Source organism: Noviherbaspirillum sp. (assembly GCF_035627455.1).
GTDB lineage: Bacteria > Pseudomonadota > Gammaproteobacteria > Burkholderiales > Burkholderiaceae_D > Noviherbaspirillum.
Window position 1 is genome coordinate 55,658 of the sequence record NZ_DASPLS010000003.1, and the last position, 22,930, is coordinate 78,587.

General features: G+C 63.5%; 27 protein-coding genes. 11 read left to right on the forward strand and 16 right to left on the reverse strand.

Going from position 1 to position 22,930, the window contains the following annotated elements; all coding sequences use genetic code 11:
* From VEC01_RS00470 to VEC01_RS00485, 4 genes are all read left to right on the forward strand, one after another.
* Nucleotides 1–1,095 (forward strand): patatin-like phospholipase family protein, encoded by a 1,095-nt coding sequence (locus VEC01_RS00470; RefSeq protein WP_324897654.1) that lies wholly within the window; start codon nt 1–3, stop codon nt 1,093–1,095.
* A gap of 60 nt (nt 1,096–1,155) precedes the next feature.
* Nucleotides 1,156–2,247: a redox-regulated ATPase YchF gene (ychF, locus tag VEC01_RS00475; protein ID WP_324897656.1), complete on the forward strand. Its 1,092-nt coding sequence runs from the start codon at nt 1,156–1,158 to the stop codon at nt 2,245–2,247.
* 24 nt (nt 2,248–2,271) lie between these two features.
* A complete protein-coding gene (locus VEC01_RS00480) occupies nt 2,272–3,123 on the forward strand; it encodes an MOSC domain-containing protein (protein ID WP_324897658.1) in 852 nt (283 codons plus the stop codon).
* Between the two features lie 148 nt (nt 3,124–3,271).
* Nucleotides 3,272–4,372, forward strand: a complete 1,101-nt coding sequence (locus tag VEC01_RS00485; protein ID WP_324897660.1) for a GGDEF domain-containing protein — start codon at nt 3,272–3,274, stop codon at nt 4,370–4,372.
* Here VEC01_RS00485 and VEC01_RS00490 read toward each other — a convergent pair whose 3' ends face one another.
* Genes VEC01_RS00490 through VEC01_RS00510 form a run of 5 tightly spaced genes read right to left on the reverse strand, consistent with a single transcriptional unit; the run spans nt 4,373 to nt 8,563 of the window.
* Entirely contained in the window at nt 4,373–4,633 is a 261-nt protein-coding gene (locus tag VEC01_RS00490; RefSeq protein ID WP_324897663.1) for a YfhL family 4Fe-4S dicluster ferredoxin, read from the reverse strand. It abuts the gene before it with no gap.
* A gap of 34 nt (nt 4,634–4,667) precedes the next feature.
* The gene (gene coaD, locus VEC01_RS00495; protein ID WP_324897665.1) at nt 4,668–5,156 is read right to left on the reverse strand and encodes a pantetheine-phosphate adenylyltransferase; all 489 of its coding nucleotides are present in this window, start codon (nt 5,154–5,156) and stop codon (nt 4,668–4,670) included.
* A 47-nt stretch (nt 5,157–5,203) separates the two neighbouring features.
* Nucleotides 5,204–5,848, reverse strand: coding sequence for a 16S rRNA (guanine(966)-N(2))-methyltransferase RsmD (rsmD, locus tag VEC01_RS00500; RefSeq protein WP_324897667.1), 645 nt, complete (start codon nt 5,846–5,848; stop codon nt 5,204–5,206).
* 4 nt (nt 5,849–5,852) lie between these two features.
* The gene (locus tag VEC01_RS00505; RefSeq protein WP_324897669.1) at nt 5,853–7,175 is read right to left on the reverse strand and encodes a pitrilysin family protein; all 1,323 of its coding nucleotides are present in this window, start codon (nt 7,173–7,175) and stop codon (nt 5,853–5,855) included.
* Nucleotides 7,176–7,192: 17 nt separating this feature from the next.
* The gene (locus VEC01_RS00510; RefSeq protein WP_324897671.1) at nt 7,193–8,563 is read right to left on the reverse strand and encodes a pitrilysin family protein; all 1,371 of its coding nucleotides are present in this window, start codon (nt 8,561–8,563) and stop codon (nt 7,193–7,195) included.
* Nucleotides 8,564–8,703: 140 nt separating this feature from the next.
* Between VEC01_RS00510 and ftsY the strand changes: the two genes are divergently transcribed.
* The 4 genes from ftsY (at nt 8,704) to rpoH (ending at nt 12,769) form a co-directional block, all read left to right on the forward strand.
* Entirely contained in the window at nt 8,704–10,038 is a 1,335-nt protein-coding gene (gene ftsY, locus VEC01_RS00515) for a signal recognition particle-docking protein FtsY (protein ID WP_324897673.1), read from the forward strand.
* Nucleotides 10,035–10,718, forward strand: coding sequence for a cell division ATP-binding protein FtsE (locus VEC01_RS00520; protein ID WP_324897675.1), 684 nt, complete (start codon nt 10,035–10,037; stop codon nt 10,716–10,718). Before ftsY ends, VEC01_RS00520 begins: the two co-directional genes overlap by 4 nt.
* Nucleotides 10,715–11,641 (forward strand): permease-like cell division protein FtsX, encoded by a 927-nt coding sequence (gene ftsX, locus VEC01_RS00525; RefSeq protein WP_324897677.1) that lies wholly within the window; start codon nt 10,715–10,717, stop codon nt 11,639–11,641. Before VEC01_RS00520 ends, ftsX begins: the two co-directional genes overlap by 4 nt.
* A 228-nt stretch (nt 11,642–11,869) precedes the next feature.
* On the forward strand, nt 11,870–12,769 hold the full coding sequence (gene rpoH / locus VEC01_RS00530) for an RNA polymerase sigma factor RpoH (RefSeq protein WP_324897679.1): 900 nt from the start codon (nt 11,870–11,872) through the stop codon (nt 12,767–12,769).
* Between the two features lie 165 nt (nt 12,770–12,934).
* Here the strand turns inward: rpoH and VEC01_RS00535 are convergent, their stop codons facing one another.
* Nucleotides 12,935–14,038: an alpha/beta hydrolase gene (locus VEC01_RS00535; RefSeq protein WP_324897681.1), complete on the reverse strand. Its 1,104-nt coding sequence runs from the start codon at nt 14,036–14,038 to the stop codon at nt 12,935–12,937.
* Nucleotides 14,039–14,110: 72 nt separating this feature from the next.
* Here VEC01_RS00535 and VEC01_RS00540 point away from each other — a divergent pair, with 72 nt between their 5' ends.
* Both VEC01_RS00540 and VEC01_RS00545 read left to right on the forward strand, forming a co-directional pair.
* Nucleotides 14,111–14,980 (forward strand): helix-turn-helix domain-containing protein, encoded by an 870-nt coding sequence (locus tag VEC01_RS00540; RefSeq protein WP_324897682.1) that lies wholly within the window; start codon nt 14,111–14,113, stop codon nt 14,978–14,980.
* A 166-nt stretch (nt 14,981–15,146) separates the two neighbouring features.
* Complete coding sequence (locus tag VEC01_RS00545) at nt 15,147–15,863, forward strand: hypothetical protein (protein ID WP_324897684.1); 717 nt, start codon at nt 15,147–15,149, stop codon at nt 15,861–15,863.
* Between the two features lie 275 nt (nt 15,864–16,138).
* Here the strand turns inward: VEC01_RS00545 and VEC01_RS00550 are convergent, their stop codons facing one another.
* Genes VEC01_RS00550 through VEC01_RS00570 form a run of 5 tightly spaced genes read right to left on the reverse strand, consistent with a single transcriptional unit; the run spans nt 16,139 to nt 20,079 of the window.
* Nucleotides 16,139–16,768, reverse strand: a complete 630-nt coding sequence (locus VEC01_RS00550) for an SCO family protein (protein WP_414691396.1) — start codon at nt 16,766–16,768, stop codon at nt 16,139–16,141.
* A gap of 4 nt (nt 16,769–16,772) precedes the next feature.
* Nucleotides 16,773–17,657 (reverse strand): heme o synthase, encoded by an 885-nt coding sequence (gene cyoE / locus VEC01_RS00555; RefSeq protein ID WP_324897686.1) that lies wholly within the window; start codon nt 17,655–17,657, stop codon nt 16,773–16,775.
* Complete coding sequence (locus VEC01_RS00560; RefSeq protein WP_324897688.1) at nt 17,654–18,778, reverse strand: COX15/CtaA family protein; 1,125 nt, start codon at nt 18,776–18,778, stop codon at nt 17,654–17,656. Before VEC01_RS00560 ends, cyoE begins: the two co-directional genes overlap by 4 nt.
* Before the next feature lie 7 nt (nt 18,779–18,785).
* Nucleotides 18,786–19,379 carry a cytochrome C oxidase subunit I gene (locus VEC01_RS00565; protein ID WP_324897690.1) on the reverse strand — a complete coding sequence of 198 codons (594 nt, stop codon included), beginning with the start codon at nt 19,377–19,379 and terminating at the stop codon, nt 18,786–18,788.
* The gene (locus VEC01_RS00570) at nt 19,366–20,079 is read right to left on the reverse strand and encodes an SURF1 family protein (RefSeq protein ID WP_324897692.1); all 714 of its coding nucleotides are present in this window, start codon (nt 20,077–20,079) and stop codon (nt 19,366–19,368) included. Before VEC01_RS00570 ends, VEC01_RS00565 begins: the two co-directional genes overlap by 14 nt.
* Before the next feature lie 50 nt (nt 20,080–20,129).
* On the opposite strand from VEC01_RS00570, the gene VEC01_RS00575 reads away from it, so the two are divergent.
* Nucleotides 20,130–20,330, forward strand: coding sequence for a twin transmembrane helix small protein (locus VEC01_RS00575; RefSeq protein ID WP_324897694.1), 201 nt, complete (start codon nt 20,130–20,132; stop codon nt 20,328–20,330).
* A 67-nt stretch (nt 20,331–20,397) separates the two neighbouring features.
* On the opposite strand, the gene VEC01_RS00580 is transcribed toward VEC01_RS00575, so the two are convergent.
* From VEC01_RS00580 to VEC01_RS00600, 5 genes are all read right to left on the reverse strand, one after another.
* Nucleotides 20,398–21,264, reverse strand: coding sequence for a cytochrome c oxidase subunit 3 (locus VEC01_RS00580; protein ID WP_324897696.1), 867 nt, complete (start codon nt 21,262–21,264; stop codon nt 20,398–20,400).
* Nucleotides 21,265–21,287: 23 nt separating this feature from the next.
* A complete protein-coding gene (locus tag VEC01_RS00585) occupies nt 21,288–21,503 on the reverse strand; it encodes a DUF2970 domain-containing protein (protein WP_324897698.1) in 216 nt (71 codons plus the stop codon).
* Nucleotides 21,496–22,092, reverse strand: a complete 597-nt coding sequence (locus tag VEC01_RS00590; RefSeq protein ID WP_324897700.1) for a cytochrome c oxidase assembly protein — start codon at nt 22,090–22,092, stop codon at nt 21,496–21,498. The genes VEC01_RS00585 and VEC01_RS00590 overlap by 8 nt, the downstream gene beginning before the upstream one ends.
* 1 nt (nt 22,093) lies before the next feature.
* The gene (locus VEC01_RS00595; RefSeq protein ID WP_324897702.1) at nt 22,094–22,201 is read right to left on the reverse strand and encodes a cytochrome oxidase small assembly protein; all 108 of its coding nucleotides are present in this window, start codon (nt 22,199–22,201) and stop codon (nt 22,094–22,096) included.
* Between the two features lie 36 nt (nt 22,202–22,237).
* Nucleotides 22,238–22,930: cbb3-type cytochrome c oxidase subunit I (locus tag VEC01_RS00600; protein WP_324897704.1), on the reverse strand; the 693-nt coding region annotated here is incomplete at its 5' end.

The following is a 22,930-nucleotide window of genomic DNA, read 5'->3' on the forward strand; positions in this document are numbered from 1 at the left end:
ATGAAGGCGCTCGCGATACACGCCGGTCCGAAGGCACTCGCGCACATCCGCGAGCACGGCCTGCGCGCGCAGGACATCGCCGTCATTCCCGCGGCGGCCGGCGGCCCGAAAGGCCTGATCTTCCAGAAAATGGACCAGTGGCTGTTCGGCTCCTGGCTGCCGTCCGCACCGCGCGAACGCACCCTGATCGGCGCATCTATCGGCGCCTGGCGCATGGCTGCCGCGTGCCAGCCCGACCCGGTGGCCGCCTTCGAACGCCTCGGAGACCTTTACTGCGGCCAGCGCTACCCGCGCCGCCCGAGCGCCGCGCACATTTCCTCCGCCTGCCGCGCCCTGCTGGCCGACTTCGTCGGAGAGCATGCCGACCAGATCGCCAGCCACCCGCACCATCGCCTGCAGATCCTGGTGTCGCGCGGACGCCGGCTGCTGAAGGCGCCGCGCCGCAATCTCTCGGTGAGCGCAGGCTTCGGCCTGGCCGTGCTCGGCAACCTGCTGTCCCGCTCGCAGCTCGCCCACCATCTGGCGCGGGTGGTGGTCAGCGACGAACGCGACCCGGCATTCTGGCTGAAGGCGAGGTTCGATGCCTTCGACACGCAGTTCGCGCCGCTTTCCGGCGCCAACCTCGCCGACGCGCTGCTCGCGTCGGGCACCCTGCCCTTCACGATGGAGCCGGTGCGTGCGCTCGCCGGTGCGCCGGACGGCACCTATTGGGATGGCGGCCTGATCGACTACCATCTGGCGCTTCCCTATTCCCGCCTGGCCGGCAAACCGGACGGCGGCCTGGTGCTGTACCCGCATTTCGGCACGCAGATCGTGCCTGGCTGGCTGGACAAGACCCTGCCCTGGCGCCGTGCCCATATCGGGCGCAACAGCAGCTGGCTGGACAACGTGGTCCTGTTGTCGCCGACAACTGCCTTCCTGCAAACCTTGTCACGCAGTAAACTGCCGGACCGGAACGACTTCCTGTATTACGGCTTGAACCATGACTTCCGTATCCTGAACTGGAAGCTGGCCATGGGGGAAGGCGCACGTTTGCGCGACGACCTGGCGGAATTTATTGCCAAACCGGACCCGGCAAGGGTACAGCCGCTCTGAACCACCCCGCCGCTACGGTAAAATAGCGGGTTAATTCAAACATTTACCGAAGTAAACACCATGAGTCTCAAATGCGGCATCGTCGGCCTGCCTAACGTCGGCAAATCCACCCTGTTCAACGCGCTGACCAAAGCCGGCATCGCGGCGGAAAACTATCCCTTCTGCACCATCGAGCCCAATGTCGGCATCGTCGAAGTGCCGGACCAGCGCCTGAAGGCCCTGTCGGAAATCGTCAAGCCGGAGCGCATCGTGCCCGCCGTGGTGGAATTCGTCGACATCGCCGGCCTGGTCGCCGGCGCGTCCAAGGGCGAAGGCCTGGGCAACCAGTTCCTCGCGCACATCCGCGAGACCGACGCGATCGTCAACGTGGTGCGCTGCTTCGAGGACCCGAACGTGGTGCACGTCGCCGGCAAGGTCAGCCCGCTCGACGACATCGCGGTGATCCAGACCGAACTGGCGCTGGCCGACCTCGGCACCGTCGAGAAGGCGCTCCAGCGCGAAAGCAAGAAGGCCAAGGCAGGCGACAAGGAAGCGATCAAGCTGGTCGGCCTGCTCGAGCGCATCGTGCCGCAGCTGAACGAAGCCAGGCCGGTGCGCGCGATGGGACTCGATGCCGAGGAAATGGCTTTGATCAAATCCCTTTGCCTGATCACCGCCAAGCCGGCGATGTATGTCGCCAACGTCGCCGATAACGGCTTCACCAACAACCCGCTGCTCGACCAGCTCACTGCGTACGCGGCCGAGCAGAATGCGCCGATCGTGGCGATCTGCGCCGCGATCGAGGCGGAAATCGCCGACCTGGAAGAGGAAGACAAGGGCGCGTTCCTGGCTGACATGGGCATGGACGAACCCGGCCTGAACCGCCTGATCCGCGCCGGCTTCAAGCTGCTCGGCCTGCAGACCTATTTCACCGCCGGCGTGAAGGAAGTGCGCGCATGGACGGTGCCGATCGGCGCCACTGCGCCGCAAGCCGCCGGCGTGATCCATACCGACTTCGAACGCGGCTTCATCCGCGCGCAGACCATCTCCTACGACGACTTCATCACCTACAAGGGTGAACAGGGCGCGAAGGAAGCGGGCAAGATGCGCGCCGAAGGCAAGGAATACATCGTCAAGGACGGCGATGTGCTCAACTTCCTGTTCAACGTCTGATCCACGCCTCCAGCGCGCCCGAGCATGCCGACACTCACCGAACTGAACCTCTATCCGATCAAGTCCTGCGCCGGCATCGCGCTGCGCGAGGCCACGCTGACGCCTGCCGGCCTGATGGTCGAGAACATCTACGACCGCGAATGGATGGTCGTGGACGAGCGGGGCGGGTTCATGACGCAGCGCGACTTCCCGAAGCTCGCGCTGGTGGCGCCGCGCATCAAGGCCGATACGCTGGAATTGCGCGCGCCCGGCATGCTGCGGCTGGAAATCCCGCTCGGCCTGCCCGATCCGGAAGAGGAGAAGACGCTTTCGGTGCGCGTCTGGGACGACAGCGTGGAAGCCTACGACTGCGACGAGACCACCGCCGTCTGGTTTTCCCGCTTCCTTGGGACACCCTGCCGGCTGGTGCGCTTCCATGCAAACGCCAGGCGTGCGGCGAGCGCGAAGTGGACCGGCGGCGCCGATGCGCCCACGCTGTTTTCCGACGGCTTCCCGATGCTGGTCATTTCCGAGGCATCGCTGGCCGACCTGAACGGCAAGCTGGAGGCGCAGGGCCGGGCGGCGCTGCCGATGAACCGCTTCCGCCCGAACATCGTCATCAGCGGCATCGAGGCCTTCGACGAAGATGTCGCCGAGTCGTTCCGCATCGGCGACGCGAAGATCAAGCCTGTGAAGCCCTGCGCGCGCTGCCCGATGCCGTCGGTCGACCAGAGCCGCGGCGAGTTCGGCCCCGACCCGCTCGACATCCTGAGGAGCTACCGCGCCAACCCCAGGGTGGATGGCGGCATCACCTTCGGGATGAATGCCATCCTGCTCGAAGGCGAGGGCCAGGTCCTGCGCGTCGGGCAAGAGGTCGAGATGACGCTGGCGTTCTGAGCGTTGCCGCACGCGCCGCGCCGGTTGCAGCCGGCGCCGTCACGCTGGTAGTATTTTGACCACGCGCTTGTCCCGTTTCTCTTTCGTTTCTTTTGCGGGGCCTCGGCATCCAGCCATGCGGCGCTGTTGACTTCCCTCCGGAGCGTCCATGTCGCAAGAGCTGGCAAAGGAAAATCGGCAATTACGCGCGCAGCTGGCAGAGCTGATCGCGAACGCGCAGAAGAACCAGGAAATCCTGCAGCGCCACCAGACGCTCGACCTCCAGCTGATCGCCGCAGACAGCTTCCAGGCGCTGACCGACACCCTGTTCCACACCTTTCCGCGCACCGCCGGCCTCGATGTCGTGACGCTGGCGATGCTGGACGCGCAATACGACATCCGTCGCATCCTCGTGCAGCTGAACATGAACCTGTGCGACCTGCCGCAGCTGTTCTTCCTGCAGGAAGAATCTGAGTTCGGCGAACTGGCCGACAGGCTTTCCAGACCGGTATTGGGCGGCTACAGCGAACAGCTGTTCGGCCTCATGTTCCCGGAACCGATCGCGCCGCCCGCCAGCGCCGCGGTCGTCCCGCTGTCGCGGCACGGCCGCCTGATCGGCGCCCTGAACCTCGGCAGCGCGGATGCGAACCGGTTCAAGCCGGGCATGGCGACCGACTTCATCGAGCATATGGCGTGCATTGTCGCGATCTGCCTCGAGAACGTGATCAACAACGAGCGGCTCAAGCATATCGGGCTGACCGATCCGCTGACCGGCGTGAACAACCGGCGCTATGTCGAGCGCCGGCTGCTGGAAGAGGTGGTCCGCAGCCGCCGGCAGGAGACGCCGCTGTCCTGCCTGTATATCGACATCGATCATTTCAAGCAGATCAACGACAGCATCGGCCACCAGGCCGGCGACGAGGTGCTGCGCGCGGTGGCGGGACGAATCAAGGCGGAGCTGCGACTGAGCGATGCGCTCGGCCGCTTCGGCGGGGAGGAATTCGTGGTGCTGCTGACCGAGACGGAACCGGCGGACGCGAGCAACGTCGCCGAACGGATCCGGCAGAGCGTGGCCGAACATCCGCTATCGCTGCAGAGCGGCCAGCAACTGGATGTGACGGTATCGATCGGCGTGGCTGCCCTGCCGCCGCCGCAGGCTGACGAAACACTGGAAAAAGCGGCGCAGCAATTCGTCGCGCGCGCCGACGTCGCGCTCTACCAGGCGAAAGCCGGCGGCCGCAACCGCGTGGTTGCCGCCGCCGCGCGCTGATCAGGTTTCCTGCTTTTCGGCCTGCAGGCGCTCGTATTTCGCCTGCAGTTCTTCGCGGCTCTCGCGCCTTGCGGGATTGAAAGGAATGCAATCGACCGGGCAGACTTCCTGGCATTGCGGCTCGTTGTAGTGGCCGACGCATTCGGTGCACTTGTCGGGATCGATCATGTAAATCACCGGCCCCATGGAAATCGCGTCGTTCGGGCACTCCGGCTCGCACACGTCGCAATTAATGCATTCGTCCGTAATCATCAACGCCATGGCTGCCTCTGACTGCTCTCTCTGACTGTATGACTTACTTGCTTCCTGCCGCAAGCTTTCCCTTCAGCCAGCGCTCGACTGACGGGAATACAAATTTGGAAACGTCGCCGCCCAGGGTTGCGATTTCGCGCACGATGGTGCCGGAAATGAACTGGTACTGGTCGGACGGCGTCAGGAACAGGGTTTCGACATCCGGCAGCAGATAGCGGTTCATGCCGGCCATCTGGAACTCGTATTCGAAGTCGGACACCGCTCGCAGGCCGCGCACGATCACCCTCGCATCATGCGCGCGCACGAAATCCTTGAGCAGGCCGGAAAAGCTTTCCACCTGCACATTCGGGTAATGCCCGAGCACCTCGTTGGCGATCGACAGGCGCTCGTCCAGGGAAAAGAAGGGACGCTTGGCCTTGCTGTCGGCCACGCCCACCACCAGCTTGTCGAACAGGCCGGACGCACGGCGCACCAAATCCTCGTGGCCGCGTGTGAGCGGATCGAACGTTCCTGGGTAAACAGCTGTAACCATCGCGGCTCCCTGCCCTAAGAGAAAAATTCCGGAACGCGCATTATGCCCTAAATCGGGGCGTCGGCATTGCGCCGAAGCAAGTGGTAGAAAACCATGCCCGCCTTGTCCGAACGCACCACTTCCCAGCCGCGCATCCATTCCGGTTGCGCATCGCCGTCAAGCGCCGATTCAGCTTCAGCATATACCAAGCCGCCATCGGCCAACAGCCGTTCGCACAGCGGCAGTATTTTCACCAGCCATTCGCGATGGTAAGGCGGGTCGAGGAAGATCACGCGGAATCCCCCGCCCTCGCCGGCGGCCAGGGTCGTAGCGGCAGCCAGCGCATCGCCGCGCCGGATGACTACCTGTTCCGCCTTCAGCTTGGCCTTGTTCGCCTCCAGCTGGCGCACCGCCGCCGCGTTGTCTTCCACCATCACCACGCGCGCCGCGCCCCGGCTCGCGGCCTCGAAGCCGAGCGCGCCGGTGCCGGCGAACAGGTCGAGGCAGGCAACCTGTTCCCACGCGCCGTCGAGCAGATGGCTGAGCCAGTTGAACACCGTTTCGCGCACCCGGTCCGGGGTTGGCCGCAGCCCTTCCGCATCCAGCACCGGCAAGGGTGTGCGCTTCCACTGGCCGCCGATGATGCGGACCTGGCGCGCCGGCCCGCCGGAGCGGGGCGGCTGCGCGTTTTTTCCGGGACTTCTTCTTTGCACGGCCTTAATTCCCGTTACCGACGATGACCGTCGACATCTTCTCCAGCCCCAGCTTGCGCTGGAATGCCGCCTTGATGTCGGCCACCGTGACCTGGTCCACCTTTGCGGTCCAGGTATCGAGATAGTCGAGCGGCAGGTTGTAGAAACCGATCGCCGCGATGTTGTCGAGGATCTTCCTGTTGTTATCGATGCGCAGCGCGAAACCGCCGATCAGGTTGTCCTTTGCCGCCTTCAGCTCCTGCGCGGTGGGGCCGTCGCGCAGGAACGCGGCGATCGTGTCGCGCACCACCTTGAGCGCCTCATCGGCCTGCTCCTTCTGCGTCTGGAAGCCCGCCTGGAACGGGCCGGGCTGCGCCAGCGGGCTGAAAAAGCTGTACACGCTGTACGACAGCCCGCGCTTTTCGCGTACCTCGTGCGTCAGGCGCGACACGAAGCCGCCGCCGCCCAGCGTGTAATTGCCGACCAGCAGGGGAAAGTAGTCGGCGTCGCCGCGCGCCACCGCCGGCATGCCGGTCAGGATGTGCGCCTGCGACGCCGGGTGCGGAATGCGTTCCTCGACCGCCGGCGCCGGCTCCACCGCCGGCAGTGCCGGCAGCGGCTCGCCCTGCGGCAGGCGCGCGGTCAGCTGCTGCGCGATCGCGTCCGCCTCGGCGCGAGTGATGTCCCCGATCATCGAGATCACCGCGCGGTTGGCGACATAGTGCCTTGCATGGAAGGCGACCAGGTCGTCGCGGCCGATGGCCTCGACGGATGGCACGGTCTCCTGCTGCGCATACGGATGGCGGCCGTAGACCAGCCGCCAGAAGGCCTTGCCCGCGATCGACTCCGGCTTGGTTTCGTCTTCCTTGATTGCGGCGATCACGCGCGCCTTGTCGCGGGCAAGGAAGTTTTCCGGAAAGCTCGGATGCGCGAGGATGCGCGCCAGCAGGCTGACCGATGCGTCGCGTTCGGCCCGGCTCGACAGCGTACGCAGGCTGGCGCCCGCGCGGTCGCTGCCGGCGCCGCCGCCGCGTTGCGCCGCTACGTCGGCAAACGCATCCGAAATCTGCGCTTCCGTCATTGCCGGCTCGGCGAAGGGGGTGGTCGCCTCGCGCAGGCCGCGCGCGAGCATGGCATTGGTCAGGGATGCGGTGCCGGCCTTTCCCTGCGGGTCGCGGCGCGCGCCGGCATCGAACTCGACGCTGATGTCGAGAATCGGAATCGAGCGGCTTTCGACGAACAGCACCTTGGCGCCGTTGGCCAGCGTCCATGACTGGATCTTGAGCGCGGCCTGGGCCGGCGCTATGCCCGCAAAGGCGAGCACACATACCATCAGAAATCGTTTCATGTTGATCCTTCCCGCAATCAGTGGCGCAGCCCCTTGGGCGGCGCAGGCGTCTTCTTCTCGGAGAGCGGCAGCGGCACCAGCGTCGCCACCGTCAGTGCATCGTCGCCGAAATATTTCTGCGCGACCGCCTGCACCTGCTCGGCGGTCACTTCCTTCAGCTTGTCGATGATGCGGTCGATCTTGGTGTGCGACAGGCCGGCCATCTCCATCGTGCCGATTTCCATCGCCTGGCCGAAGATCGAATCGCGCTTGTAGATCTGCCCGGCAATCAGCTGCGTCTTCACGCGCTTGAGCTCCTGATCGGACACGCCTTCCTTTGCGATGCGCTCGACTTCGGCGCGCAGCAGCTTTTCGAGCTGCTCGGTGGTGGTACCGGCCGTCGGCGTGCCGTCGAGCAGGAACAGCACCGGCCCGCGCGCGATGTTCGAGTAGCCGGCACCCGCTGAATTGGCAACCCGCTCGGTACGGACCAGCTTTGCATTCAGGCGCGCATTGTCGTAGCCGTCGAGGATTGCCGCCAGCACATCCAGCGCATGCGAATCGTCGTCCTTCTCGACGTCGCGCAACCGCGGCACCTTGAACGCGAGCACCACGTAGGGGTTTTCCGCCGGCGCCTTCACGGTGATGCGGCGCGCGCCGCGCTGCGGCGGCTCTTCCTGCGGCTTGGTCACCGGAACCGCCTTGCGCGGGATCTTGCCGAAGTGCTTTTCCGCCAGCGCCAGCACCCGCTTGGCGTCGACGTCACCGGTCACCACCATCACCGCATTGTTCGGCGCATACCAGCGGTCGTACCAGGCTTGCGCGTCCTGCACCGTCATGCTCGCCAGGTCGCTCATCCAGCCGGCGACCGGGTGATGGTAAGGATGGGCGGTGAAGGCGGTCGCATTCAGCGTTTCATACACCAGCGGGATCGGCTGGTCTTCGGTGCGCCAGCGGCGTTCCTCCATCACGACCCGGATCTCGCGCGAAAACTCGTCCTTGTTGAGCACCAGGTTGGCCATGCGGTCCGCTTCCAGCGCCATTACCTTTTCCAGCTTGGATTTCTCGATCTGCTGGAAGTAGGCGGTGTAATCCTTGCTCGTGAACGCATTCTCGCGCCCGCCCAGGGCGGCGACGCGCTGGCTGAATTCGCCCGGCTTGAGCGTCTTGGTGCCCTTGAACATCATGTGCTCGAGCGCATGTGCCACACCGGTCACGCCGTTGTGCTCATCCATGGACCCGGCCTTGTACCAGATCATGTGCGCCACCGTCGGTGCGCGATGGTCTTCCTTGACGATGACTTTCATGCCGTTCTTCAACATGAATTCGTGCGCCGACTCGGCGCGCAGTGCGGTTGGGAGCAAGCCCAGCACCCATACCGACAGCAATAAAGCGATCCGGAATTTCATAATCTCCGCTCTGATAAAATAGAGGACTGATTCGTTGCGGCGGCGCAACCCGGTGGCCGCGCGCGAAATGAGGCTCCGATTGTATCTTCTTTCTGCGGCGATGCTTTGCGCGCCCCGGACTGCCATCCTTCCCTGCTCCGATGTTTAGTTTCTTCAAGAAAAAACCGAAAGACACGCCTGCAGCGCCGCAGGAAGCCGCGCCCCAGCCGGAAGCCGCGGAAGCGCCCGCGCCCGCTGCCGCTGCCGCACCACAGCCTGCGGAACAGAAATCTTCCTGGCTGAACCTGTTCAAGCGGGACACGCCTGCGGCACCCGCCCCTGTTCCGGAGCCGGTAATCGAGCCCGCGCCGGCGGTGCCTGCCGCTGCGCCGGTCGCTGCGCCTGCCCCGGCACCGGCGCCCGTCGCCACCCCCGAAGCGGTTCCCACACCCGCACCGGCACCGGTTCCCACACCCGCGGCGGCACCGGTTTCCGCGCCCGTGCCCGCATCGGTAGCAACGCCTGTTCCCGCAGCGGCCCTGACGGCTCCGGAAGAAGAAGGCGAAATCGTCCCCGCCGAGCCGCCGCCGCCCGAGCAGAAAAAATCCTGGATGCAGCGGCTCAAGGCCGGCCTGTCCAAGACCTCGACCAACCTGACCACGCTGTTCGTCGGCGCCCGGATCGACGACGAGCTCTACGAAGAACTCGAGTCCGCGCTGCTGGTCTCCGACGCCGGCGTGGAAGCGACGCAATTCCTGCTCGACACGCTCAAGAAAAAGGTGAAGGCCGAAAAGCTGACCGACGCGCAGCAGGTCAAGACCGCGCTGCGCACGCTGCTGATCGACATGCTCACGCCGCTGCAAAAGCCGATGGTGCTGGGCCGCGAACAGCCGCTGGTCATGATGATTGCCGGCGTCAACGGCGCCGGCAAGACCACCACCATCGGCAAGCTCGCCAAGCACCTGCAGGCGCACCGGCAATCGGTGCTGCTGGCCGCAGGCGACACTTTCCGCGCCGCGGCGCGCGAGCAACTGGCGATCTGGGGCGAACGCAACAACGTCACGGTGATTGCGCAGGAATCGGGCGATCCGGCTGCGGTGGCGTTCGACGCGGTGCAGTCGGCGCGCGCGCGCGGCGTCGATGTCGTCATGGTCGACACCGCCGGCCGCCTGCCGACGCAGCTGCACCTGATGGAAGAGTTGAAGAAGGTCAAGCGTGTGATCGGCAAGGGCATGGAAAAGGCGCCGCATGAGGTGCTGCTGGTCATCGACGGCAATACCGGACAGAATGCGCTGGCGCAGGTGAAAGCCTTCGACGACGCGCTGCAGCTCACCGGCCTGGTGATCACCAAGCTCGACGGCACCGCCAAGGGCGGCGTGCTGGCCGCGATCGCGAAGACCCGCCCGGTGCCCGTCTATTTCATCGGCATCGGCGAAAAGATCGAAGACCTGCAGCCGTTCAACGCCGAAGAATTCGTCGACGCCCTGCTCTCATGATCGAATTCAATAACGTCTCCAAGCAATATGGACGCGGCACGTCGGCGCTGGCCGACATCAACCTCACGATCGGCAGGGGCGAACTGGTATTCCTTTCCGGCCCCTCCGGCGCCGGCAAGTCGACCCTGCTGAAGATGATCGCCGTCATGGAGCGGCCGAGCGCGGGCACCGTCTCGGTCAACGGCCAGGATGTCGGCAGCTTGAACGCTTCCGGCCTGCCTTACCTGCGGCGCAACCTCGGCCTGATCTTCCAGCCGCAATGCCTGCTGAACGACCGCAGCGTGCTCACCAACGTGATGCTGCCGCTGCAGGTGACCGGCACGGCCGGCGCCGAAGCCGAAAAACGGGCGCGCGCCGCGCTCGACAAGGTCGGGCTGCTGGACAAGGCCGGCGCCGACCCGATGACGCTGTCCGGCGGCGAGCAGCAGCGCGTGGCGATCGCGCGCGCCATCGTCAACCGGCCGCAGATCATCCTTGCCGACGAGCCGACCGCGAACCTGGACCGCGGCAGCGCGAAGAAGGTAATGGACGCGCTGAAAGCCTTTCACGATGCCGGCGTGACCTGCCTGATCGCGACGCACGATGAAGCCATCCTTGCCAATGCGCCACGCATCATCTACCTGGAACACGGGCGGTTGATGCCGACGCCTGCCGGCGACCTGCTGCGGGGTGCCGCATGACGACCTGGCTCAGGCAGCACCTGGTGGCGCTGGCCGATGCATTCAAGCACCTTGCGCGCGCGCCGGGCAGTTTCGCGCTCAACGTGCTGGTGGTGGCGATCGCGCTGGCGCTGCCGTTCGCCGGCCTCACGCTGCTCGAGAACGTGCGCCCGGTATCGGAGCAGCTTGCGGTGGAACCGGAAATCAGCGTTTTCCTGGCGGTCGACACGCCGCGCGAGCGCGCCACCGCACTCGCGCCGCAAATCCGGCGCAGCCTGCAGGAGTCCGGAAGGAACGGCAAGATCGAATTCATCCCGCGCGAGCATGCGCTCAACCTGCTCAAGAACAAGAGCGGGATTGCCGACGCGATAACGGCGCTCGGGGAAAACCCTTTGCCAGATGGCTATGTACTGAAGCTGTCCGGCGTACGCACCGGCGAAGATGCGGCAAGAGTCGATGCGCTGGCAGCGCAACTCAAGGCACTGCCCGGTGTCGAATACGTCCAGATCGACTCAGCGTGGGTAAAACGGCTGGCGGCGCTGATGCAGGTATTGCGGCTTGCGCTGCTCTTCCTTGCGGGCACGCTGGCGGTGGTGGTGGTGGCGGTCGTATTCAATACCATCCGCCTGCAGGTGATGACCCAGCGTGACGAGATCGAGGTATGCAGGATGTTCGGCGCAACCAACGCCTACATCTGCCGGCCGTTCTACTACACCGGCGCTCTGCTCGGATTGTGCGCCGGCTTGCTCGCGCTGGGCGCGGTGGCCGCCTCGCTGCAACCGCTCAACAGCGCAGTGGCCGAGTTTGCGCGACTGTACGCGTCGGAATTCCGGCTGACTCCGCTAGGATCGACGGCAACTGTTGCAATGCTTGCAATGAGCGCCGGCCTTGGCCTGCTGGGCGCGCTGCTGTCGGTACGCAGGCATCTGGCGAAGCTGGCGTAAGGGGAGAATGCTTCCTTTCGAGCAGTATTTTGATTTTTCACAACTTTTCCTGGCGCCACTCATTTAGAGTCAGTTTGAACAATTAACCCTCTTTTCGCCATAGCCCCCTTCTATCAATGCGGTTAAGAACCCGTATTAGCACTCCCCCAAAGAGAGTGCTAATATAGTGTCGAACTCAGCAAGCCACCCGACGTTGGGCGGATATCCGCTGAAAAGCAAGGAGAAACGATGAAAGCAACTTCTACACAAACCGCATTGGTTCCGATGGGAAGTCATGCCCTGACACTCGGTTTTCCGGGCAGCCTGGGCAACATCGAGGCGTACATCTCGGCGGTCAACCGCATTCCGATGCTCACGCAGGAAGAAGAGACCTCGCTTGCCCGTCGTTTGCGCGAGAACAATGATCTTGCCGCCGCGCAGAAACTGGTGATGTCGCATCTGCGACTGGTTGTGTCGATCGCGCGCGGTTACCTCGGCTACGGCTTGCCGCATGCCGATTTGATCCAGGAAGGCAACATCGGGCTGATGAAGGCAGTCAAGCGTTTCGATCCCGATCAGGGCGTACGCCTGGTGTCCTACGCGATGCACTGGATCAAGGCCGAAATCCATGAATACATCCTGAAGAACTGGCGGCTGGTCAAGATCGCAACCACCAAGGCTCAGCGCAAGCTGTTCTTCAACCTGCGCAGCCACAAGGAAAGCCTGGATGCGATGACGCCGACCCAGGTCGACGACCTGGCCAAGTCGCTCAACGTCAAGCGCGAGGAAGTGATCGAGATGGAAACCCGCATGTCGGGCCATGACATCGCGCTGGATGCGCCGAGCGACGACGAAGACGACAAGTTTGCTCCCATCGCCTACCTGTCGTCCGACACCACCGAGCCGACCAAGGCGCTGGAAGCGAAGCAGTACGACCGGCTGCAGTCGGAAGGCCTGGAGGCGGCGCTCGACAAGCTCGACCCGCGCTCGCGCCGCATCGTCGAAGCGCGTTGGCTGTCGAACGACGATGGCTCGGGCGCCACGCTGCATGAACTGGCTGAGGAATTCGGCGTTTCCGCCGAACGCATCCGCCAGATCGAAAGCGCGGCACTGAAGAAGATGAAAGGCACGCTGGCGGCATACGCATAACTTGCGGCCGGCTTTTTGACGTGCCCGATGCAAACAAGGCCACCGAGAAATCGGTGGCCTTGTGCTTTCTGGGGCCTGCTTACGCGTCTCGGTCCGCTTGTCCGTCTTCGCCTCTAAGAGGCCGGGCTCCCGGGACGCCATCACGACAAAAATCGAAAAGGCGGTTCAAGCCGGCACGCGCGAATCGTAAAGGGCGCTGCTTTCCCTGCGCGCAAGGCAATCGACTTCGGTCTGCGAGGATGCGGGAAAATCGGGTCGCCCCTCCTTGGTCGCCCACGAGATTGCTGCCTGGATCCGCTCGATTGCCTGCCGGCTTTCCGGCAAGTCATCCCCGTACGCATGGAACTCATGGGTCATGTGGGTCCACACATCCAGGCGCACCCGCCCTCCCTGGGATTCCACGGTGCCCGCAAAATCCCGGATCATGTCCACCAGTATCTCTTTTGCTCCCGCCTGCAGGTAAATGGGAGCGAGCCCGTGAAAATCCTGATTGATCGGCGACAGCTCGGCATCCGCAATATGCCCGCCGCCCTTGAGCCAGGCTGCGAACTGCAAGGTCATATATCCCTGCACCATATCGTAGCGATCATTGCCGAACTGGCTTTCACCGCGGCGCCCGGTATCCGTCCACGGGCTCAGTCCGACTGCGAGCGCGGGTTGCGGCAAGCCTGACGCGCGCAGCTGTACCAGCGTCATCAGGGCCAGGTGTCCGCCGGCGGAATCCCCGCATATGATCAGCTGGCGCGGGTCCACGCCCTGCGCCAGAAGAAACTGATAGGCCGCCAGGCCGTCTTCGATCTGCGCGGGATGCGGGTGCTCCGGGGTGAGGCGGTAATCGGGCGCGAAAATAGCGACTCCCAGCTTCCCGGCAAGCATCGCGATGAAATGGCGCGTGACCGCGGCGTAGAACGTGTAACCGCCACCGTGAAAATAAAGCATGGTCACGCCGCTTTTGCGCACACGCGGGACAAACCAGTCGCCGCGCGGCTCGCCCGCCTTAGCGGGACGCACCTCAACCTCCGGCGGTATATCGGGGATGGTGTACAAGCTGTCGAAATACGCCCTGCCCTCCCTGATGTCCTTCAGGGCGAGGGCATGATTGAATTGTGCCCGCCAGAAGAGGGTTCCGATCTCGAACAGCGGCGTCCATTCGGGCACGAGCGGCCGCCCGGACAGACGGCGGATACGGACGGCAAGCGAGGTAAGAACATAGACAAGCAGGCTGCGTGTCTTGTGTAAGATACGCCCCTGGAATACCGGTTTTGGCATGGTCAGGCTCCGATGTCAGTACGCTCGTGATTCTGCCGCCGCCCGCATCTGTCATATAGAACGGAAACGACAATGGCTTCTTCAGGCTTGGCACGCTTGCTTCTGCCGCATCCGGATCTCGGCTCCTGCATCTTCGCGGGCGTCGAGCGCGATACGCGCGGCACTACCCTGTCGGATTCCGAGCGGTTCAACTATTACCCGGCGACGCCGATGGCACTGGTTTCCTGGATATTCGAGGGCGAGCTCCATATGGTGGAAGGGCAAGGCCCCGCCAGCCGTGCGATACTCGGACCGTCGCTGCCTCGCGTGGTCATTTCCGGACCACAGAGCGTTCCCAGCGCAAGCTGGTCGCCGGGGCCGGTATATGCGCTGTCTGTCGCGTTTTACCCCGAAGCGCTGGGCAGGCTTTGCGGAACCGGCATCGAACCGCTCCTCGATCAGATTCTGCCGCTGAAGGAAGTTGCCGGCGGCGCGTTTCTGGAAGCATGCAATGCGCTTTTCGAGGCGAATGACGGCGCAGACCGCTTCCATTGCCTGGAGAATCGTCTCCGTCCGCTCTGGCACGCCCCGTCCTCCGGCGCCGCTGCGCGCATGGGCGACTGGGTCCGGTCATTGGCGACGCGGGCGGCGTTTTCGACGGCAGGCACGGGAATGCGCCAGATCCAGCGACGCATCAAAGGCTGGACCGGTCAGAGCCACCGCGACTTGCAGCTATTCGCCCGCGTGGAGGAGGTCATGGCTCGCTCCGGAGAGCACCGCAGGGCCAATGCCCTCGATCTTGCGGGACTCGCGAGCGATGCCGGTTTCGCGGATCAGTCGCATATGGGGCGCGAGGTCCGGCGGGTTACAGGACAGTCGCCGGCGCGTCTCGATCATCTCATCGCTCAAAGCGAAGCGTTTTGGTTCTACCGGCTGATTCAGGGGCACTACGACGGGATGTGACCCGGCATAATGCAGCCGGGATTCCCCGTCGCTTACGCCAGGCCGGATCCCCGTTCATTCCCCTCTCCCATAAATATGGGTTGCGTGGCTTGCCCGCGTTCGATGTAATGCCGCCCACGTTTGCTGATTGCTCGCAGCGTCACTGGTTTTATATCAAGGAGAATAAATGTCGCTCGTACAGAAAGTGGAATCCGGTTATTTGCAGTTTTTGCGCGTTGTGTTCCTGCTGGCCGCAACCGGCGCCATTGCCATTGCTGTTCTGCTCGGTGTCCGTTACCTGCTCCAGCACGATGCCCAGCCGGTTCCGGTAAGGGACGAAATAGTCCTGACGCCGGAAAGCTACAAGGCGCCGGCAAAGCAGGACGCAGAGAATGCACCGGGAGACCAGGCGAGCCAATCCATTGACGCACCTGCGGCAAAAGATCCGCTATTCGTCAGTTTCCTCGCATCGGTCGAGAACCTGGGCAAGGCTACCGACCCGGGCTTTTCTGTCAACCACGAACCCGTGCAGCGTCTTTTCAATGAATTGGAGAACGACTCGCGACTGGGCCGGGCGTTCATCAAACAGTTCATCGGCATCCTGGATGCCACGAAGACGAATAAGGCAGCCATCGACCGGTTGAAGGCGAACTTCGGCAGCGAGTTTTACGCGATCCTCAATCACTACAAGCAGGAATACAAGCGGCAGGCGGCGGATATCGAAGCAAAGAAAAACGAGGCTGCGGCGGAGGCGCAAATGAAGCAATCGCAAGCGATGTGGTCGCTCTATGCAGCCGGCGTCCTTTTCCTGGGCTTTGTCGGCCTGATTCTGCTGATCGTATTACTGAAGATCGAGAGGAATCTGCGCGCCGGCGTTTCGATAAAGGCGGAGCCACAGGCTTGACATTGGGGGCGCCAGGGACAGGGTCTTGCTGCCCTGTTTGCGATCGCCAATTTTTGCAGTCAAAGGAAACCCTGCCGCGGCGCGCACGCGGCAGGCAATGACTACTGCGCCCGAATCAACGAAGGTGTCGCCCAGGAAGCAGGTCCACGCCCGATAAGGATCTCTTTGGTGTTCCTGCAGTGCCGCTCTTCGCAGCGGGACCGCCGGAAGGGCTGGCATCAATATTCAGGATATGCATGCGGCGGGACGCGCCCGCTGCCGCTTCCTGGCCGCTCCTAAGACAGCAGCAGTTTCAGGTCATGCGCGATCGGCTCCGGCCCCTGCCCGTGCCGCACGAACAGGCGCAGGCGTCCCTGCGGGTCGAACACGTAACTGCCGGCCGTATGGTCCATTGCATAGGCGCCCGGTTCCTTGCCAGGCACTTTCTGGTAGAAGACGCGAAATTCCTTCGCCATCTTTTCGGTCTGCTCCTTGCTGCCCGACAGCCCGAGGAAACGGGTGTCGAAGGCCGGCACGTATTTCGACAGCAGCTCCGGCGTGTCGCGCTCGGGGTCGACGGTAACGAACAGCACCTGCACGCGGTCAGCCATCGGGCCGAGCTGCTGCATCACGTTCGCCATTTCCGCCATGGTCGTCGGGCAGACATCGGGACAATGGATGTAGCCGAAGAACACGACCACCGCCTTGCCCTTGAAGTCCGCCAGCGTGCGCATCTTGCCGTTATGGTCGGGCATCGCGAATTCCTTCGCGTAGTCCAGTCCGGTAACGTCGGTATTCTTGAACGACGACTGCGCCGGCGACAGCACCATGGGCGCGCCCTCTCCCTGTTTGTCGCAGGCAGTCAGGAGAAGGCAGGCGGTGGCCAGCGCAAGGGCTGCGGCACGATATGCGTTACGGAGAAACATGTATTCAGATCTTGATGTAATGGTCGAGGAGCAGCGCGGCAAACAGCAGCGACAGGTAGACGATGGAATAGGCAAAGGTCTTGCGCGCCAGCAGGTCGGTGTAATGCCGGTATATCTGCCAAGCATACCCCAGAAAGATCGCGCCGAGTATCGCGGCGCTTGCAAGGTAGATCAGCCCGCTCATCTGCACCGCGTACGGGAGCATGGTGGTGGCGACCAGCGCGATGGTGTACAGCCAGACATGGAACCGGGTGAATTCCGGGCCATGCGTCACCGGCAGCATCGGCAGCCCGGACTTCGCGTAGTCGTTGCGGCGGTAGAGCGCGAGCGACCAGAAATGCGGCGGCGTCCACACGAAGATGATCAGCACCAGCAGCCAGGCTTCCATCGGCACGTCGTTGGCCACCGCGGCCCAGCCGAGCGCCGGCGGCATCGCCCCGGACAGTCCGCCGATCACGATGTTCTGCGGCGTGGCCGGCTTGAGCAGCATGGTGTAGATCACCGCATAGCCGACGAAGGTGGCGAAGGTCAGCCACATGGTGAGCGGATTGACGAAATTGAACAGCACCCACATGCCGGCACCGCCGATCACGCCGGAAAACACCAGCGTCTGCGTTACCGTCAGGTCGCCGCGCGCGAGCGGCCGGCGCGCGGTGCGCGCCATGCGCGAATCGATTTCGCGCTCGACCAGGCAGTTCACCGCGAATGCCGCGCCGGCCAGCAGCCAGATGCCGATCGTGCCGGCGACGACGATGCGCCAGTCGGGCAGGTCGGGCGATGCGAGGAACATGCCGATCACCGCGCAAAACACCGCGAGCTGCGTGACGCGCGGCTTGGTAAGCGCCCAGTACTGCGCAAGTCGGTTGGAAGAGAGGGTCAGTGTGGTCATGTGGCACCTCGGACGGCGGAAAGCCGGGTTGCGGTCCGATCGGGCGCGGTTTGCGCCGTCATGCGGACCTGGTAGTTGAGCATGGTCAGAAGGAGCACGAGGACCGCCGCGCCGCCGTTATGGAGCACCGCAAGCGCGAGCGGCCATTTCAGGAACACCGTCGTCATGCCGGTCAGGAACTGCACGCAGATGGCAATCAGCAGCCAGGTGCCGAGACGTTCCAGCCCGGCCGTGTTGCGCGCCTTCAGTGCCAGCCAGCCCACGCCGGCGAAGACGATGAACGCGAACAGGCGATGCACCCAGTGGATGGCGGTCAGCGCCTGGAAAGGCAGGAAGTCGCCGGCGGCCGTCCTGCCCAGGTCGCGCCACAGGTGGAAGCCATTTGCGAAATCCATCTCGGGCACCAGTTCGCCATGGCAAAGCGGAAAATCGAGGCAAGCCAGTGCCGCGTAGTTGGTGCTGACCCAGCCGCCGAGCGCGATCTGCACGAACAGCAGGGTCAACACGGCCGCCGCCGGCGTACGCAGCCGGGCAGCCTGCGCGGCGATTGCCGATGGCGGGTTCTGCCGCGCGCCGAGCCAGGCCAGCAGCATCAGCAACCCCATGCCGAGCAGCAGGTGAGTGGTGACTATCGCCGGTTGCAGCTTCAGCGTCACCGTCCAGGCGCCGAACGCACCCTGCAGGCACACGAACCCGAACAGGAAGGTTGGCAGCCAGGGCGAGAAAAGCGCGTCGCGCCGCCGCGACCTGAGCCAACCGCGCCACGCGATCACCATCGACGCGATGATCAGCACGCCCACGCCCATAGCCAGGTAACGGTGGATCATTTCTATCCAGGCCTTCACCACGGTTACCGGCCCCTGTGGCATGGCCGCCTCGGCCGCGCTGATGCTGTCGTGCGCCTGGAGCGGGTTGGCATGGCCGTAGCAGCCGGGCCAGTCGGGACAGCCGAGACCGGAATCGGTCAGGCGGGTGAAGGCGCCGAACATGATGAGGTCAAAGGTGAGAAATACCGTCACCCAGACCAGCTTGCGGTACTTGTTGCTGTCGCGCGATACCCAGACCAGCGCCAGTGGCAGCAAGGCCGCGAGCAATCCCATGATGGCGAGCTGGATCAGCATGCGTTCCTCATCCGATGCGCGAGGCTTTCAACAGCTTCGCGATGTCCTTCTTGATCTTGTTCGGATCGGCATCCTTCGGGAACCGCATCATCAGGTTCCCCAGCGGATCGATCATGTAGATGTGGTCGGCGGCGGTCGTGCCGCTGTCAGCCGGCAGCCAGCTCTTGAGCGAATCGGGCCGGGCCCGCAGCATGTGCGTGCCGTCGTACTCGCGCATCAGCATCGTTTCCAGCGGCTTGTCGTCGGTAATCAGCCAGACCCGTTCGATGCGATCCTTGTCCTTGCCTTGCGCCAGCCGCAGCTGACGCATGTCGTACAGCCGCTTGCGGCAGTCGTTGCCGCACTCCGCATCGCCGACCTGCAGCATCACCCATTTCCCCTTGTAGGCGTCAAGGCTTGCGGGCTTGCCGTCTAGCGAAACTGCGCCGAGCGCGGCGGGTATCGGATGGGCGCGCGGGTCGACCAGCGCGCCGTAATTGGTGCGGCCCTCCGGTTTGATCACGTAATAGGTCAGGTAGGAAGCGATCACCGGCGATGCGCACACGGCGAGCACCAGGAACAGCTTCCAGCGTCCTGCGTTCTTCTGCTTACTTTGTTCCACGTCGGAATCCTGTCACGACAAAAAATATCAATGCGGTTGCGGCAAGCGCGTACCACTGGAATGCATAGCCGCGGTGCTTGTCCACGCCGGACGACGGCCGCGGCCAGTCGCGCACCAGGCCATCCTGCGTCTCGGAGACCTGCTCGACGACGAACGGCGCCATCTTCAGCCCGGCTGCCTCGCCTACCGCGGCCGAGTCGGCGTTCTGCACGATCGCCCCAGGTCGCAGCGGCTCCGCTTTCCCGAGCTGCAGCACGTGTCCGGGCGCACGCCGTGCCATTCCTTCGATCACGACCGGCCCCGGCGGCACCGGAATCTCAGGAAGTTTAGTCCGATCGGCAATGTCGCGCTTGACCCAGCCGCGCGCGACGAGCACATGCTGGTCCGAGCCCGCGATTCTCATCGGGGTCAGCACATAGAAACCGGGCGCGCCGTTATGGGGGCGGTTGTCGAGATAGACGTTCCAGTCGTGCAGGAACTGCCCCTGCACTCTCACGCGGCGGAACTCGGCCTCCTCGATGCTGTGCAGCGAACCGTCCAACGCCAGCGGCGCTGCCTCTGCGCGCTGCTGCAACCTGGCTTCGATCGCTTCCTTTTCCGTCGCGCGCCGTGTCTGCCAATGGCCCAGCGCAATGCCGATCGCCGCCGCCACGATCGCAGCGATGAACGGCATCCACCTGAAGCGGAATTTCATTGGCATTACAATGTCTCTTTCTCCAAGAGCCTGTTTCCCGACGTTTCGCACACCCTATGAAGATATTCGTCGCCGTTGCCTTCGTCCTTATTCTCGCCAGCCTCGGCTCCGCGCTCGTGTTCCTGATGCGAGATAAGGGCAGGAGCAACCGCACGGTGAAAGCGCTCGCGTTTCGGGTCGGCTTTTCGATCGCACTCTTCATATTGATCCTTGTCGCCTATAGTCAAGGCTGGATCGAGCCGACCGGCATCCGCTGACCGGTGCTTGCAGCAGCAAAAAAGCCGCACCCCGGGGTGCGGCTTTTTGTTGTGCGTCAGCCCATGCTTACAGCCAGTACACGATGACGTAGAGGCCGAGCCACACCACGTCGACGAAGTGCCAGTACCAGGCGGCGCCTTCGAACGCGAAGTGGTGATCCGGCGTGAAGTGCCCCTTCAGCACGCGGTACAGCACGACCGCCAGCATGATCGCGCCCATCGTCACATGGAAGCCGTGGAAGCCGGTCAGCATGAAGAAGGTCGAGCCGTAGATGCCGGAGGTCAGCTTGAGGTTCAGGTCGCTGTACGCATGCGCGTATTCATAGGCCTGGAAGCCCATGAAGATCGCGCCCAGGATGATGGTCGCCGCCAGCCAGAACGCGGTCTTGCCGCGGTGGCCGGCGCGCAGCGCATGGTGCGCGATGGTCAGCGTCACGCCGGAAGTGAGCAGCAGCGCGGTATTGATGGTAGGAATCCAGAACGGCCCCATCTTCGCGAATGGCTCGATCGTGCCCGCCGGCGTGTTGCCCCATTGCGCGGAGAAATCCGGCCAGAGGACCTTGTGATCGATGTCGGCCAGCCAGGGCAGCGTGACGCTGCGGGCATAGAACAGGGCGCCGAAGAATGCCGCGAAGAACATCACTTCGGAGAAGATGAACCAGCTCATGCTCCAGCGGTAAGAGGTATCGATGCGCGCGCTGTACAGGCCACCCTCGGATTCCGCGATCGCATCGCCGAACCACTTGTACAGCACGACGATCAGCCCAAGGATGCCGATGATATTGGCGGCCGGCCCCCAGCTCACCCCGTTGACCCAGGCGGAGGCGCCGGCCATCGTCACGAGCAGCGTGGCACCGGCAAGAACCGGCCACTTCGACGGTCCCGGCACGAAATAGTAAGGCGCACTACCTTGCTGATGAGAATTCATCTCCATCTCCCAATACAAATTTTAAATAATCATTTCGCGACGACAGCGTTTACCACCAACAGCAATACCGCGATGAAAATCAAGGCGCCAAGCAGGCCGGCGATGATCACATGGACCGGATTGAGCTGCTGCGCGTCCTTGTCGTAATCGCTCTTTTTCCTGACGCCGAAAAACGACCAGAACACCGCCTTCATGGTCGCCCCGAAGGAAGGCTTGCGCCGTGCCGCCTGTTTCAGCTCATCCATTTACCTTGCCCTGCACGCCTGCCTGCTTCTTGGCCGGGCCGCCGATTTCGAAGAAGGTGTAGGACAAGGTGATCGTCTTGACCTCCCGCGGCAGCGCCGGGTCGATGTAGAACGCCACCGGCATCTGCTTCGCCTCGTTCGGGCCGAGCGTTTGCTGCTTGAAACAAAAACATTCGAGTTTCTTGAAATGGGCCGACGCCTGCTGCGGCGCGTAGCTCGGAATCGCCTGCGCGTCGATCGCGCGCGCCTGCGTGTTCACCACTTCATACACCACCTGCGCCATTTCGCCCGGATGCACCTGCACGCTCGACACCGTGGGACGGAAACGCCATGGACCCTGTGCCGTCGCATCGAACTCCACCGTCACCAGGCGGCTCTTGTCGACCTGCGTGTTCTTGATGTCGCCCACCATCGCATCCCTGGGGGTCAGCAGGTTCACGCCGGTCAGCTCGCAAATCTTCTTGTAGATCGGCACCAGCGCATAACCGAAACCGAACATCATCACCGCGATCACGCACAGCTTGGCGAGCATCTGCCGGTTCAGCAGTCCGGTGCCGGGTTGGTGCTGGTCTTGCTCCCGCTGTTCCATATCAGCCCAGCCAAAGACGTTTGGTGACGAAGCCGAGCGCGAACACCAGCGCTACCGATGCCAGGATCAGTGCGGTCTTCAGGTTGTTCGGTTTCTTCGGTTCGGACATGGTTGCGCGGGCGGGCCAGGGCCCGCCCTTTTCAATTTACTTCACTACCGGCGGCGTTTCAAAGGTATGGAAAGGCGCCGGGCTCGGCACTGTCCATTCCAGGCCTTCCGCACCGTCCCATGGCTTGTCGACCGCCTTCACGCCGCCCTTGATCGAAGGCAGCACGACCGCAAGCAGGAAGTACACCTGCATCAGGCCGAAGCCGAACGCGCCGATCGACGCGATCATGTTGAAATCCGTAAACTGCGCCGGATAGTCCGCGTAGCGGCGCGGCATGCCGGCCAGGCCGAGGAAATGCATCGGGAAGAAGGTGATGTTGAAGGTAATGATCGAGCCCCAGAAGTGGATTTTGCCGCGCGTTTCGCTATACATGTAGCCGGTCCACTTCGGCGCCCAGTAGTAGAAGCCGGCGAACAGCGCGAACAGCGAGCCGGCCACCAGCACGTAGTGGAAGTGCGCCACCACGTAGTAGGTATCCTGCATCTGGATGTCGATCGGGGTGACCGCCAGGATCAGGCCGGTGAAGCCGCCCATCGTGAAAACGAAAATGAATCCGATCGCGAACAGCATCGGGGTTTCGAAGGTCATCGAGCCCTTCCACATCGTCGCGATCCAGTTGAACACCTTCACGCCGGTGGGCACCGCGATCAGCATGGTCGCGTACATGAAGAACAGTTGCGCGGTGACCGGCATGCCGGTGGTAAACATGTGGTGCGCCCACACGATGAA